General features: G+C 70.3%; 9 protein-coding genes. 8 read left to right on the top strand and 1 reads right to left on the bottom strand.

Translation table 11 applies throughout. The annotated features are described in order from the left end of the window. Window positions 1-70: 70 nt before the first annotated feature. The 8 genes from D6689_08210 (at window position 71) to D6689_08175 (ending at window position 13,814) form a co-directional block, all read left to right on the top strand. Window positions 71-844, top strand: a complete 774-nt coding sequence (locus tag D6689_08210; GenBank protein ID RMH42424.1) for an SPOR domain-containing protein — start codon at window positions 71-73, stop codon at window positions 842-844. A gap of 51 nt (window positions 845-895) precedes the next feature. Further along, window positions 896-3,496: a DNA mismatch repair protein MutS gene (gene mutS, locus D6689_08205; protein RMH42423.1), complete on the top strand. Its 2,601-nt coding sequence runs from the start codon at window positions 896-898 to the stop codon at window positions 3,494-3,496. A 200-nt stretch (window positions 3,497-3,696) separates the two neighbouring features. Then, window positions 3,697-5,916, top strand: coding sequence for a hypothetical protein (locus D6689_08200; GenBank protein RMH42422.1), 2,220 nt, complete (start codon window positions 3,697-3,699; stop codon window positions 5,914-5,916). Between the two features lie 15 nt (window positions 5,917-5,931). Beyond that, window positions 5,932-6,783 carry a hypothetical protein gene (locus D6689_08195; protein RMH42421.1) on the top strand — a complete coding sequence of 284 codons (852 nt, stop codon included), beginning with the start codon at window positions 5,932-5,934 and terminating at the stop codon, window positions 6,781-6,783. Between the two features lie 1,421 nt (window positions 6,784-8,204). Then, the gene (locus D6689_08190) at window positions 8,205-9,923 is read left to right on the top strand and encodes a hypothetical protein (GenBank protein RMH42441.1); all 1,719 of its coding nucleotides are present in this window, start codon (window positions 8,205-8,207) and stop codon (window positions 9,921-9,923) included. A 183-nt stretch (window positions 9,924-10,106) separates the two neighbouring features. Next, entirely contained in the window at window positions 10,107-11,024 is a 918-nt protein-coding gene (locus tag D6689_08185; protein RMH42420.1) for a hypothetical protein, read from the top strand. A 61-nt stretch (window positions 11,025-11,085) separates the two neighbouring features. Then, the gene (locus D6689_08180) at window positions 11,086-12,327 is read left to right on the top strand and encodes a PEGA domain-containing protein (protein RMH42419.1); all 1,242 of its coding nucleotides are present in this window, start codon (window positions 11,086-11,088) and stop codon (window positions 12,325-12,327) included. Continuing rightward, entirely contained in the window at window positions 12,132-13,814 is a 1,683-nt protein-coding gene (locus D6689_08175; GenBank protein ID RMH42418.1) for a carboxypeptidase regulatory-like domain-containing protein, read from the top strand. Before D6689_08180 ends, D6689_08175 begins: the two co-directional genes overlap by 196 nt. A 218-nt stretch (window positions 13,815-14,032) precedes the next feature. Here D6689_08175 and D6689_08170 read toward each other — a convergent pair whose 3' ends face one another. Then, the gene (locus tag D6689_08170) at window positions 14,033-14,890 is read right to left on the bottom strand and encodes a hypothetical protein (GenBank protein ID RMH42417.1); all 858 of its coding nucleotides are present in this window, start codon (window positions 14,888-14,890) and stop codon (window positions 14,033-14,035) included. Window position 14,891 lies beyond the last annotated feature (1 nt).

Raw genomic sequence — 14,891 nt, 5'->3', positions numbered from 1 at the left:
CGCCCGGTCGTCTGCGTGACCTCGTGCGGCGCGTCGGCCCGGGCGCGGCCGCGAAGGGCGCGCGGCCGAAATGTTGCCCGCGTCGCCCCGGCGGGGTACATCTGGCGCGATGCGGGCAGACGACGCGGACCTGTTCAAGGACAAGATCGAGGTCAGTCTCGACGGCCGGCAGATCTTTTACCTGTTCTTCGGCGGGGCGGTGATCGCCAGCTTGGTGTTCGTGCTCGGCGTGATGGTCGGCAAGCGCCTCGAGGCGCGCAGCCACGTCGCGGACCGAGCGGACACGTCGGCGGAGCGCGATCCGCTCGCCGCGCTCGACCAGCTCGCCGCGGAGGACGACGACCTGGCGTTTCCGACCGAACTCGTCACTCCCGATGTTCGCCCGGTGGCGGCCGCGGCGGCAGACCGCGCGGCTGCGCCGGCGGCGAAGCCCGAGCCGGCGGCGAAGCCGGAGCCGAAGCCCGAGCCGGCGGCGAAGCCGGAGCCGAAGCCCGAGCCGGCGGCGGAGCCGGAGCCGAAGCCCGAGCCGGCGGCGAAACCCGAGCCGGCGGCGAAGCCGGAGCCGGCGGCGAAGCCCCAGCCGGCGGCCGCGGCGCCACCGGCGCGCCGGCCGCGGTTCACGCTACAGCTGTCCTCGTTTCAGGACCGCGCGGAGGCCGAGGCGTTTCACGCCAAGCTCACGGCCGCCGGCTACGAGCCGTACATCACGGAGGCGACGGTGCCGGGCAAGGGGGTCTGGTACCGCGTCCGGCTCGGCCGTTACGCGACGCACACGGATGCGCTGCGGGCCAAGGCCGAGTTCGAAAAGCGCCAGCGCATCATCGCGTACGTGACTCGGCTGTGACCGGCGGGCCGCCGGCTGGCGGCGTCAGACCGCTGCGGTACACCCGCCGCGATGGCCCGCAGCAAGCCGTCGGAGACGCCGCTGATGCGGCAGTACCTCCAGATCAAGGAGGCATACCCGGACGCAATCCTGTTTTTCCGGCTCGGAGACTTCTACGAGATGTTCTTCGAGGACGCCGTGCTCGCGGCCAACAAGCTCGACCTCACCCTCACGAGTCGGGACAAGGGTCGCGACGACGGCGTGCCGATGGCCGGCGTGCCGCACCACGCGGCGCGCGGTTACATCGCCAAGCTCACCGAACTGGGCCACAAGGTCGTACTGTGCGAGCAGACCGAAGACCCCAAGAAGGCCAAAGGCCTGGTCAAGCGCGAGGTCGTGCGGGTCATCACGCCCGGGATCGTCCTCGACGACGAGGTGCTCGACCCCAAGGTCGGCCGGTACGTCGCGGCGATCGCGCGCGCCGGCGACCGGTTCGGCCTCGCGTACCTCGACGCGTCGACCGGCGAGTTTTGCGCCACCGAGATCGTCGGGCTCGACGCGCTGGCCGGCGAACTGGCGCGCGTCGATCCGCGCGAGATCTTGTGCGAGGACCCGGAGGTGCGCGCGCGCCACCCGGGCTGCGTCTACAGCCCGTTTACTCCGGTCGACGACGACGCGGTCGCCGCCGAACTCGAGCGAGCGCTGTCCGACGATCTGCGCGGCCTCGGCCTGGCCGACCGGCCGCTCGCCGCGCAGGCTGCGGCGACGGCGCTCGCCTACGCGCGCGATACCCAGCCGGCGGGGGCGCTGCCGCTAGCGCGGCTACACGTCTACGAGCCGGCCGACACCGTCGTGCTCGACGAGGCCGCCGTCGCCAACCTCGAGCTGTGCGCCACCCTGATCGGCGGCAAGAAGGACGGCTCGCTGCTCGGCGTGCTCGACTGCACGCGGACGGCCCCGGGCGGACGCCTGCTGCGGCGCTGGTTGCTGTATCCGCTCACGGACATTGCACACATCCGCCGCCGCCACGACGCGGTCGAGTTCCTCGTCGAGCGCGCCTCCCTGCGCGACGCGCTGCGGCGCGACCTCGGCCACGTCGCGGACCTCGAGCGCCTCGCCGGCCGCGTGTCGTTACATGCCGCGACTCCGCGCGACCTGGGCTTGTTGCGCGACTCGCTGGAGCGGCTGCCGCAGCTGGTCGCGCGCATCCGCAGCGCCTCCGATCGCGCGCTCGGCGCGCCGGATCTGCTGGCTGCGGTCGACGACGACGCGCTGCTCGCTCCGCTGGCCGAGCTGGCAACCGAACTCGGCCGCGCGCTCGTCGACCGGCCGCCGGCGCGCGCATCCGACGGCGGCTTCATCCGCGACGGGTACTGCGCGGTCGTCGATGAGAACCGCCGGCTCGCCACCGGCGGCAAGGACGCCATTCTCGCGATCGAGGCGCGGGAACGCGAACGCACCGGCATTCCGTCGCTGAAGGTCAAATACAACAAGGTGTTCGGTTATTACATCGAAGTCACGCGCGCTCACCTCGACAAAGTACCGGGCGACTACGTGCGCAAGCAGACGGTCGCGACCGGCGAGCGCTACGTGACCGAGGAGTTGGCCGGGCTCGAGGCCAAGATCGTCGCGGCGCAGGACACGCTGCTGGCGCGCGAGCAGGAGCTGTTCGCGGCGCTGTGCGAGCGTGTCCGCGCGCACACGGCGGCCCTCGTCGAGGCCGGCCGCCGAGTCGCCACGGTCGACGTGTGCGCGGCGCTCGCGGAGGTCGCCCACACGGGTGGCTACGTGCGCCCCGAGGTGGACGACGGCGACGTCATCGACATCGTCGACGGGCGCCATCCGGTCGTCGAGCGCACGGTGCCGGCCGGACAGTTCGTCCCCAACGACTGCCGGCTGGACACGGCGACCGATCAGATCCTCGTGGTCACCGGTCCGAACATGGCGGGCAAGTCCACGTTCATGCGCCAAGTCGCGCAGATCGTACTGCTGGCGCAGATCGGCTCGTTCGTCCCGGCCCGGTCGGCGCGCATCGGCATCGTCGACCGCATCTTCACGCGGGTCGGCGCGGCCGACAATCTCGCTCGCGGCGAGTCGACGTTCATGGTCGAGATGCGCGAGACGGCGGCGATCCTCGCCGGCGCCACGCGCCGCTCGCTCGTCGTCCTCGATGAGGTGGGCCGAGGCACGTCCACGTTCGATGGGGTATCGATTGCCTGGGCGGTCACCGAGTACCTCCACGACGCGATCGGCGCGCGCACGCTGTTTGCCACCCACTACCACGAGCTGTGCGCACTCGCGCAGGCGCGGCCGCGCGTGCGCAACGTATCGGTCGCCGTGCGCGAGCATGCGGGCGAGATCGTGTTCCTGCGCCGCGTCGTCGAGGGCGGCGCCAATCGCAGCTACGGCATCGACGTCGCGCGGCTCGCCGGGTTGCCGCGTCCGGTCGTGTCGCGCGCCCGCCAGATCCTCGGCGAACTCGAAGGCGCGCGCTCTCTCGGCGCAGGCGCGCAGCTCGACCTGTTTGCCGCCGCGCAGGCGCCGCCGCCGCCCGCCGAGCCGCCGGTCGATCCGCTCCGCGAGCGGCTCGCCGCGCTCGACCCCAACGCGATGACGCCGGTCGAGGCGTTGGTGGCGCTGGCGGAGTTGGTCGCGCTGGCCCGCAGCGCGTGACGCGGCCGAGCGCCTCGGGGTTGGGGGCCATCGCCCCCTGGGCTGTGCGCGCGGCGCGGCTCGTGGCCCCCGCGGCCTGGCGGGAGTGCGTTGGAATTCCGGCGTTTTTTGTTGGCATCGCGCTTGCTGTACATCGCGGTGTGGACACCAGGAGGCACGCCGTGAAACGCATCACCCTAGCTGTCGGAATCAGCCTGCTCATGGCCTGCGGGTCGTCGGGGCAGGACATCTTCGAGTCGGAGGGCATCGAGTCGATCGTCATCTTGCAGCGGCCGGTGAGCGCCAGCGGCGGGATGGGCGACATCTTCCAGTACACGTCGTACTACCCGGGCGCCCGGCTCATCCGGTTGTCGCCGCCGACGGCGGACGGTGCGGTCGAGGTGCTGTGCTGCGACGAGACGCAGGTCGGCGAGTTCGCCGACACGATGGACATCAGCTGGTACGACGTGAGCTTCGACGCCACGAAGATCGTGTTCTCCGCCAAGCTGTCGAGCGACCAGCGCTACGCGCTGTTCGTGCTCGACCTCGCCAGTCGCGAGGTCACGCAGCTCACCGGCGACCAGGGAGTGGACTACGTCTATCCGATCTTCCTGGCCGGCGGAAAGATCTTCTTCATGACCAACGACAACGTGCAGGCCGACGAGGGCGTGCCCCAGTTCCGCGACGAGTACGAGCGCCGCGTGACGACCCAGGTCGGCACGATGAACGAGGACGGGACCGAGATGGTGCTCGGCGCGCGCAATTTGTCGCACCGCGTCTACCCGACGGCGCTGTCCGACGGCCGCGTCCTGCTCACCCAGTGGGACCACCTGGGCGAGATGAACGCCGGCCACCTGGTGATCATGAACCCGGACATGACCGTCGTCCGCGAGGCGTACGGCAAGGAGGGTACGGGGGTCGCCAACTCGTATCTCAAGGCGGTCGAGGTTGCGCCCGGGCGCATCGTCACCGTGGCGACGTCGCGCAACCGAACGCTGCAGTCGGGCGCGCTGGTCGACGTACGACTCGGCGAGAGCTACCCGTGCAACGACGACCCCGCCAAGGCGCAGTCGGGCCTGTTCAAGGACGGCGACGTGTGCGCCGACCGGCGCATGGCCGAGGCCAACGCCGGCTATCAGATCCTCACGCCGCTGGTGCCGCGGGGCGAGGGACCGTCCGAGTTCACGGTCGGCCGCTACTACGACGCGTACCCGCTCACCCGCGCCGACAAGCCGACGTTGCTGGTGTCGTGGGCCGACGGCCCCGTCGACGACATGACGCTCGGCGAGGCCGGGCTGACGCCGGACTTCGGCATTTACCTGCTCGACGCCGACGGCAAGCGCCGTCCGGTGTTCAACGACCCGACCTACTGGGACGTGTTCGCCAAGCCGCTCGTCGCGCGGACTCCGCCCAAGGTGATCGAGCCGTCCGGCAGCAACGGGTTTGCCGATGACGCCGTGCTGCTGGGCTCGATGAACGTGTACGAGTCCACGATCGAGCACTTCGAGCCCGGCTCCGTCTACGGCGTGCGCATCCTCGAGGGGTTCTCGTCCGAGGAGGGCGTGCCGCGCAAGTTCGGTCTCACCCGGCACGAGGGCTCGGCGCAGCTCGGCATTGCGCCGGTGTTCCCCGACGGGTCGTGGGCCGCGATCATCCCGGCGAATATCCCGGTGCACCAGCAACCGATCGACAAGTTCGGCATGGCGCTGGCGTCCGAGCCGATCTGGATTTCGGGCAACCCCGGCGAGTCGCGGTTCTGCGGCGGCTGCCACGAGGATCGCGCCGGGACCACCGTGATCCAGCCCGGCATCACCCAGGCCGTGGCCGCCGGGCCGATTGACATGAACCTGCCGCGCGAACTGCGCCGGTCCACCGACTACTCGATCGACAAGATTCGCGGCGCCGCGTGGGGCGAGGACGATCCCGCGGCCCCCGGCGGGCTCGGCGCGCTCCAGGCGATCTTCAACGCCAAGTGCGTGAGCTGCCACGACGGCACTCCCGGACCGGCGAACAAGTCGATCACGATCATGGATACCGAGACCGGCGACATGCAGACGATCACCTTCGACTTGCGCGGCCACAAGGTCGACTACGGTGTCGGCGAGGCGATCATGTCGGGCTACAGCGCGTCGCACCTGTCGATTGCGGGGCCCGACATGATGGAACTCGAACGGGACAACCCCAACCTCGTCCTGATGGGCGACATGCCCGTGTACGCCATCCCGAACCAGGCGCGCAACTCGATTCTGATTCAAAAGCTGAACCCGCCGCAGCTGTTCCCGACGGTGGACACGAACGTCCGCGCATTCGACGGGCCCATCCACCCGGTGGACGTCGGCGGCGAGGAACTCACCCCGGACGAGTACTACGCGCTCATTTTGGCCATCGACAGCGGCGTGCAGTTCTACACCCGCGAGACCGCGCCCGGCGCGCAGTACTGACCACGGAGGAAGACCATGAAGACGCACGAGACCCTGACCCAGAAGCTCGTCGGTGCGGTGCTCGGGCTGGCGCTGGTCGCCACCTCGGCGCCGGCCGCAGCCGACCCCGGACACACCGTCGCGGAGCTGCGCCGCGCGATCGCCAGCGGCGTGCCGTCCGCGATCGTCTCGCAGATCGAGCACGGGGAGTTCATGTTCTGCGCGAGCTGCATTCCCGACATGATGCAGCTTCTCGATCACCCCGAATACGAGGTGCGCGAGGCGGCCGCGTGGTGGTTCGCCGCTCGGCCGGCGCAGATGGAAGAGATCGCCGAGCGCTCTTTGGCGTACCTGCAGATGAACGACTCGATCAAGGCGCGCAATGCGGCCGACGCGCTCGGCGCGTTCCAACTGGTCCGGGCGATTCCGGCGCTGTCGGCCGCGATCGTGCGCACGGATCTCGACGCCGAGGCGCGCGTCGCGATCGCGCGCGCTCTCGGCCGCATCGGTCACCCGGATGCGAACCCGGCGCTTGCGGCAGCGATGAAGGACCCGGATCCCGCCGTGCGCCGCGAGGCGGTGACGGCGTGGCGAGAAATTCGCGGCCAGACGTCGGCGGCGCCCGCGGTGGCGCTGTTGGCCGACCGTGACGCGACGGTGCGTCGGGCCGCGGCGTCGCTCGTCGGCCGGTTCCGGCAGGCCGACGCCCGCGCGGAGCTCGAGCGGCTGGTGGCGTCCGACGCGGACGCGGCGGTGCGCCGCAACGCGGCGTGGGCGCTCGGCCGCATCGGCGACCCGGCGTCGCGCGGCGTCCTCGAGGCCGCGCTGACCGACCCGTCGGGGCTCGTGCGCGGCGTGGCGCGCGTGGCGCTGTCGCAGCTGCGATGAGCCCCGATGCGCCAGCAGCCGTTTCACGATGACGTGAGGGAAAAGGTGGGCGTGCGCCCTACCTAGATCCTCCTACGCCGGCGGGCTCGATTGCACTGCGTTCGAGCCCGCCGCAGTCCTTTTCGACCTAGAGTACGATCCAACCGATGCGTTCGACTCGCCTGCTGCTGCTCGTGTGCTCGTGGGTGGCCCTGGGGGCCTGCACCGATGAGCCGGCCCCGGGCACGACGTTTTACGACGACACGATCGCGCCGATCTTCGCGCAGTCGTGCGTGCGCAACGTCGCGGGCTGCCACGCGGCTGACCCGGACGATCCGTTCGCGTTCACCGCCGGCAACCTCGACCTCACGTCGTTCGACAACGTGCAGAAGCGGCGCGACGTGCTGCGATCGTTCGGCGCGTATCCGATCCCGCTGCTGCTCGTCAAGGCGGTCGGCGCGACCTGCGAGGTGCAGATTCCTTACCGGGGCGAGTTCCTGTGCCTGGACATCCCGCACTCCGGCGGCCCCGTGTTCCAGGTCGGATCCCCCGCCTACTTGACCTTGCAGACGTGGATGGAGCGCGGCGCGACCGAAAACGGCCTGCCTCCGCCGTCGCCCCCCGTGGACGGCACGGGGCCGTGCTCGCCGGACGTTCCGCCGGACTTCGACGCGGCGACGGAGATGGAGGTCCGCGCCCACCCCGAGTTCGCGCGCTTCCGCGACGAGGTCATGCCGGTGCTCGAGCGGTGCAACAGCGGCAACTGTCACGGCGCCGGGCAGTCCGACTTCTACATCACGTGCGGCGACGACGACCGGCAGCTGGCGTTCAACTTCCGCCAGGCCCAGGCGTTCGTCGACGCGCAGGTCGACAACTCCGAACTGCTAAACCGACCGCTCGCCGTTACGGCGGGTGGCTACGCGCACACCGGCGGCGACCACTTCGGCAGCCGGGACGATGCGGACTACCAGACCATCCGGGGCTGGGCGGAGAAGGTCGGCGCGATCGAGTTCGGCGACGGGGATCCGGGCAAGGAGTTCTTTGCCGACCACGTCCAACCGCTGCTGCTTTCCCGCGGCTGTTCGTTCGAGGCGTGCCACAGCCCGCAGGCGTTCAACGATCTGAAGCTTCGCTCGGGCAGCCGAGGGTTCTTCTCCGCCGTGGCGCTGGAGAAGAACTACGAGCTGCTCAAGAACGATTTCATGGCGATGGAATTTGCGGACGCGCGCGCCAGCCGTGCGGTGGCCAAGGGCATCTTCGCGTCCGACGGCGGTATCCGTCACCGGGGCGGCGCCGTGCTCGTGGCCGCGGGCTCCGGCCCGTCGCTGCCGTCGGCCTGCCCGGCCGACTACGACCCGGCCACCGCCACGCCGTTTTGCACCTTCCAGCGCTGGGTGGACATCGAACGGGACAAGCTGCTGGCGGCCGGACAGGTCACGCCGATGGAACCCGGCGATACGATCCCGATGATCTATGTCGACCGCGACGAGGACCACGTCGCCACGCCGCTGGAGTTCGACACGTACCAGCCGGGCTCGTCGCTGCTGCGCGCGGATCTCACGCTCGGACCCGATGGTTCGATCGCAGCGGTCGGCGCGCCGGTCGACCTGCTGGCGGGGTGTCCCGGGACTCGCGCGACCCGCGACATCAGCGGCCCCGACGTGAACATCGACGGCCGGACGATCGCGTTCGCGATGCGCGTCGCCGCCGACGACCCGCGGCGGATCTATACCGTCGACATCGACGGGGGAGGATGCACCGAAATCGTCCCCGACGGGTTCCCGGACCGGGTCGACGGGATGCTCGTTCATCGTTTCGACCCGGCGTGGTCGCCGGACGGCGAGTGGATCGCGTTCGCGACGTCGCGTGCGGGCACCGTGTCGCGCGCGCTGTTCTTGCCGCAATCGGACATCTGGCGGATGCGCGCGGACGGATCGAACCCCGAACAGGTGACCGTGCTGCTCAACAGCGAGCTGTCGCCGGCGTTCATGCGCGAAGGCCGCATGATCATGTCCACCGAGAAGGTGAGCGACGGCTTCTACCAGATCAGCGGCCGGCGCATCAATTGGGATCTCACCGACTACCACCCGCTGCTCGCGCAGCGGGCACAATCGAAATTCTGCGATCTGCGCGATCTCGACGCGACCTGCCCGTCGGTGGACTATCAGCAGGCCACCGAGATCCGGGAAGGTTCCAACGGGAACTTCCTGTTGATTCTGTCCGATCGCGGCGCGCGCGCCGGCGCCGGAACGCTCGCAATCTTCAATCGCAGCGTCGGGCCGTTCGAGGCCGGGCGTGACGACGAGGGGTTCCTCAAGTCGATGACGATTGTCGATCCGGCGGCGACGGGTCGGGTCGGCACGGCGACCGTCGGCGCCTACCGGTCGCCGACGACGGCGCCCGACGGCGGCATCATCGTGTCGTACGCCGCGTTCACTGGCGACCTCGGTGCGCTCACGTCGATCGACTTCGACATCGTCTACACGCGGCCGTGCGTGCCTCCGGCGCCCGGCGCGACGTGTACGCCCGACCGCCAGGTGCTCGTGTCCGGCCCCGGCCAGCAGGTCGAGGCGGTGCTCGCGATCAAGCGACCGCCGCACGCCGGCTACATCAACCGGCGCCAGCTCGTGTTCGGCGGCGGCGCACAGCCGAGCGAGACGGGCGGCGAGGACTCCGCACTGCTGCACATGATCGACGCGCCGACGACGATGACCCTGTTTACCGCCAACCTGCGGCGCGGCCGCCCGCGCGACGCGTACGCCGGCGCGACTCACCTGGCGGTCTACCTGGAGAAGGCGCCTCCGCCGGGCACGACGTCGGGCAACGTCAACGGCATCTACCAGGAGCGAGAGCTCATCGGCCGCGCGCCGCTCGAGCCGGACGGCTCGGTTCGCATGCTGTTGCCGGCGCGCCGCCCGGTGGTGCTCGCGCTCGAGGACGCGTCGGGCGCGACGCTGCTGTCGATGACCGAGACGCACCAACTCGGGCCGGGGGAGGCCGTCAGCATGGGGGTCGCGACCGACCTGTTCGACGCGGTGTGCGCCGGCTGCCACGGCTCGATTTCGGGCCGCGAAACCGACATCATCGTGACGCCGGACGTGCTCACCGGGGCATCCGAGTCGCTCGCGCGCGAGCGACCGGCGGTCGATCTGCGGCCGTAGCGCGCCGCCGCGCACGCCCGCGTGAATAGACGCGCCGCCGCGCGCGTCGGGATCGCCGCGAGGGCGCCGGCGCGGCCCCGGCTCGGCTGTGCGGTGGCTCGAGGTAGCCGATCCGCGCATCTCCCAGTACACTTGCCCCAGGCCGCGCGGCGGCTGCCGGCGCGTTCACTCGGAGGCCTGTTCATGATCGGAAACACCAAATTGCTCTGGGCTCTCGCATGCGGCTTCGCGCTGTCCATCGCATCCGGACCGGTGACCGGCGGGATGCCCGAAGCGGCGGCCAAGGCCCGCAAGGGCAAAAAGAAGAAACACAAGAGGGGGGCACGGAGCCAGGCGTCCGACGCGGCGCCCGCGGTCGATCACAAGGCGATCGGGGAGTTGATGAACGGCTTCGAGTTCGGCATGTCGCCCAAGCAGGTGCTCGGAGTTCTCTACAAGCGCATCGACGAAAAGTACAAGGACCAGATCGCCGCGACGACCGACGTCTACGAGCAGGACAAGCTGCGCGAGAAGGCGAAGAAGGAAAAGAAGCGCATCTACGCCAGCTACACCAAGTTCGACGGCAAGAAGAAGACGTGGGACGTGTCGATCATCGACACGGAGTTTGCACACGGAAACGACGAGGCCATGTTGGTGTTCTGGGAGTCCGACCCGGAGAAGAACATCAACCAGCGGCGGTTTTTCTTCTTCGTCGACGGCGAGCTGTACAAGATGTACCTGGCGTTCGACGCGCGGATGTTTCCGGAGGGCAAGCGAACGTTCGCGTACTTCCACCAGGCGATGGAGGGACGCTACGGTCCCGGCAAGGTCGTATTCGAGGAGGACAAATACGGCGATCAGCGCATCAAGCACGTCGAGTGGCGCGACGACAAGTACTACTTGCGCGCGATCAACCGCCTCGATTTCTACGGCACGTTTTGCCTGGCGCTGTCGGACGCGCGCGTCGAGCGGTGGATTCACGATCGCCGCGCCGAGCGCGCGCCCGAAAAGCGCGACGACAACCGCATCATTGACGCCGTCGTCGAGGACGAAAACAGCTCGACGACCTTGACCGAGTCCAACGAAGACGCGGTCGACCGCATCCTGCGCGGCGGCAAGTAGCGAGGGCCAGGCGCTCGCGGGTGCGCGCCCGGCTGACGCGGTTCCGGGCTACAATCGGCACGTGAACGCCGGGCGATCGCTGGTGCCGGTTGCGTTGGCGACCGCGCTGCTTGGCGGGCTCGCCCCGCCTGCGCGGGCCGCGCGGCGCGGGACCGCGCCGCGGCGGATGTACGTGGTGGTGTTGCCGGCGCCCGGCGTGCCCGAGGGCCGCCGCCGCCAGATCGAGGACGCGCTGGCCCGCGGCATTCGCGGCGACGGGACGACGGCGGTGCTGACACCGGAGCGGCCGACCGGCGCGCCGGCGCCCGACGTGCGCCTCGCCGAGGGCGACGCCGCATTGCGCGCCGCCCGGGATCAGGTCGCCGACCTCGACCTCGACGCCGCGATCGCGTCGCTCGAGCGGGCGATCGCCGCATACCGCGACAACTTGCCGGACCTCGCGCTGCGCGACGGCGGCCCGCACCGGCTCGTCGCCGCCTACCGCCAGCTCGCCATCGCGCGGTTCCTCAACGGGGACGACCCCGGTGCCAAGGCGGCCCTCGCGCACGTGTTCGCACTCGCTCCCGAGACCGAGTACGACCCGAAGGTGTTCCCGCCGCAGATGGCCGACGTCGTGCTGGAAGCCGGGCTGCTGGCTGCCGAACTGGGGCCCGGCCAGCTGCGCGTCCGCGTGTCCGGCGGGGACGCGACCATCTACGTGGACGGCGAGGAGCGCGGCCGGGCACCGGTCGTGGTAGACGACCTGGCGGCGGGTCCGCACGTGGTGAGCGCGGTCGCGGCGGGGGTACCGACCGCGACGGCGGAGGTCACCGTCGACGCGGCGACGCCGGCCGACGTCGTGCTGTCCGTACCGCAGCCGCCGGTGGCGGTCCCCGATGCCGTGTTGGCCGTGCGCGACGGCGTCGGCCGATCGACCGCGCCCGCGGCGATGCGCGCGCTGCGGTCGCGGCTCGGCGTCGATGCCGTCGTGTTCGCGACGCTGCAGCCGGACGGACGCCGTACGCGGGTAACCGCCCACGTCTACGACCTGCGCAGCGGAGCGCTGGCTGGCCGCGCCGCCGGGACGAATCCGGTGGACGTGGGCGCGGCCGTGGTCCGGGTCGCGCAATGGTCACCCCGGCCGGAGCGCGAGGGACCCGCGCCGTGGGCGGTGTGGGACCCGGACCACGAGTACTTCTGGTACGCGGTCCGCGCGGCGGCGGGGGTGGCGACGGTGACGACCGTCGCCGTCATCCTGTCGCGGTCGCGCGGGCTCGACTCGGGGCGGCGCATCGTGGTGCTGGGGGTAACGCGACCGCTGTGACCAGACTCAATGGAGGCGCGATGATTCGAAGGACTCGACTCGTTGTAACGGCAGCATGGTGTACCGCGGCGTGCGGCGGGGACGCCGTGAGCGTACGAAACGTCAACCCGGAGGGATCGGTCGGCGGGATCGTCGTCGACGCGCAGACGAGGGCTCCGCTCGAGGGCGTATCCGTATCACTGCTCGCCGGGGGGCGTGTGTTCGACCCGGAGGCGACCGACGCGGCCGGGACGTTCCGGTTTACCGGCGTGCCGGCCGGCGACGTCATCGTCACCGTCACCGGGGGAGACGGCTACAACGACGCGTTCATTCGCGGCACGCTCGTGTCGGCGGCCGGCGACTATCCGGTCGGCAACGCCACGCTCACGCTCGGGCCGATCGGGCTGCTGCCCAAGTCGGGCAACTTCCGATTCCGCGTGCTCGATCAGTTCGGTGCCCCCGTGAGCGGGTATCCGATGAGCGTGGAACTCCAGGTGCAGTACGTCGACTTCTCCGGCGGCCCGCCGGTCGCGCGGGGCCAGATCGCGCAGGCTGTCCAGACGGATGGCGATGGGTATGCGACCGTGGTCGGCTTGCCGGACTTCTTCGCGCTCGGCTCCGTCAACGATGCTCTGCTCGTGTTCTTGCCTCCGCTCGATGCGGACGGCGACGGCATCGACGAGTTTTCCGGAGGCGACGCCGCGTTCAACCTGCGGTCGCTGGACCCGACGCCGGATGTGGTCCTCGACGGCGACGTCGCGACCGCGCTGACCGTGCGCGCGTCGACGATCGCGCAGCTGGCGGGTGCGGGGGGCGCCACCCCCGCGGTGGTGCAGCCGACCGGGAAGATCGACGTGCTGTTCAACTTGCCGATCCAGCCGACCGTCGACGTACTGCTAATGGACGAACAGGGCGTCGGCATCGCCGTGCCGACGTCGGCCCTGTCGGTGCGCGACGACAGCTTGACGATCAACCTGTCGCCGCTGGCACTCGACTTCGGCCACGAGTACAACCTGGCGCTCCATGCCGTCGCCGCGGTCGGTGAGCGGTTCGCGGTCGGCGACTTCGCGGCGCCGTTCTTCACCGTGTCCACGGACGCGGACGTGTCGGTAATCGGCGCCCAGCGCGATCCCGTGACGCAGGTCGTGACGATCACGTTCAACGAGCCGATCGGCGGCATCGGCACGTCGCTGTCCGGCGGCAACTGCGTCGTGTTCTTCGGCTTCGACATCAACGGAGCCAACGGGCAGGGCGACGCGATCAACGAACTGGGCAATCCGAACTGCAACGTGACGCTGTCGCGCGACGAGTGGGATCCCCCCGGGCTGCCGGGCCCGTCGGGCTATACGACTCGGTGGCAGTTCACCGCGCCACTGCAGACCGGCGGCACGCCCATCCCGGCCGGCATCACCGTGCACCTCCTGTTCGACCACGCCGTGAGCCAGGCCGCGCGCGTCGAGCGCGTCGACGGACGCGCGGTGCGCAACCTGACGTTCCCACTGCCGTAGGGCCGCGCGGATTCCGCACACGCGATCGCGTGCCGCCGCAATGCCGTGCTGCGGCAGGCCTCGCGTGCTGGCGTCCCGCAACCGCGCTCGTCGCGTGGTGTCGCGACTCCCGGGGACGTCGGGGGCGGCACAGGGCCGACGTTCGGCGACACGCCCGGCCGGGGCCCCGCCGGTGCGCCGCACGCGCGCGGCGCGCGCCGGAACGGTCGGGCGGCGGCCTACAGGAAGAACGTGAACCGTTTGCCCGTCGCCGCGACGCTCTCGAGTTTCTTCTCGAGATCCTTGCCGCGCGTGAGCAGGTCCTCGACCTTCGCGTCGATGTCCTTGATGCGGTTCATGTAGGCGACTTCGGCGACGGTCGCCTCGCCGCCCTTGAACAGCGCTTCGAGCGCGGGCGACGGGTCGAACCCGAGCGGGATGAGACGCCCCGCCGGGATCGCCTTGCCCGCCGGCGTCGCGAGTTGTTTGCGCCCCCACGGACCCAACTCGGCCGGGCGGTACAAAAAGCCGGTCGGCGGCTCGCTGCCGCACCCTTCCGGGTGGGGCTTGCCGTCGGCGCAGATCGGATCGCCCAACTCGACGAACAGGGCCTTGACCGGCGCGACCTTCGCGTCGTCGCCCTTGGCGATGTCGACGACGACGCCATAGCGGGTCGGCAGGCCGAACTTCTGCAGCCGTTGCTGTCCGGCGGCGAGCGCCTTGGCTTCGGTCTTCGCCTTGCGCACGTGCTCCTTGACCTGCTTGTACAGCAGATCCGCCTCGGTCAAGAACGTGAGCGTGTTGGCGACCACGTTGTCGGGCATGTTGTACAGGTTCGACGCGTAGACCTTCTGCAGGTCCGGCATCTGCAGCGACAGCGCCTCGAGCTTGTTCGTGAGCTCCTCGTCGCCGAGCAGGAAGGCCTGCCCGCCGGGACCCCGCTCCTTCGCGATCAGCAGCGCGTTCTGCAGCTCCTGGATGTCGCGGTCGACCGTGCGTACGGCGTCGTACACGATCTGCGCGTCGTCGATCGTGGCGTTGAAGATCTTGGCCTTGGTGCCGACCTGGCCGACGACGACGCCCAAGATGAGCGCCACG

This window comes from Deltaproteobacteria bacterium, from assembly GCA_003696105.1.
In the GTDB taxonomy this organism is placed as follows: Bacteria; Myxococcota_A; Polyangia; order Haliangiales; family J016; genus J016.
Note: the sequence above shows the minus strand (reverse complement) of the source record. Positions and strands in the feature narration are given on the sequence as shown.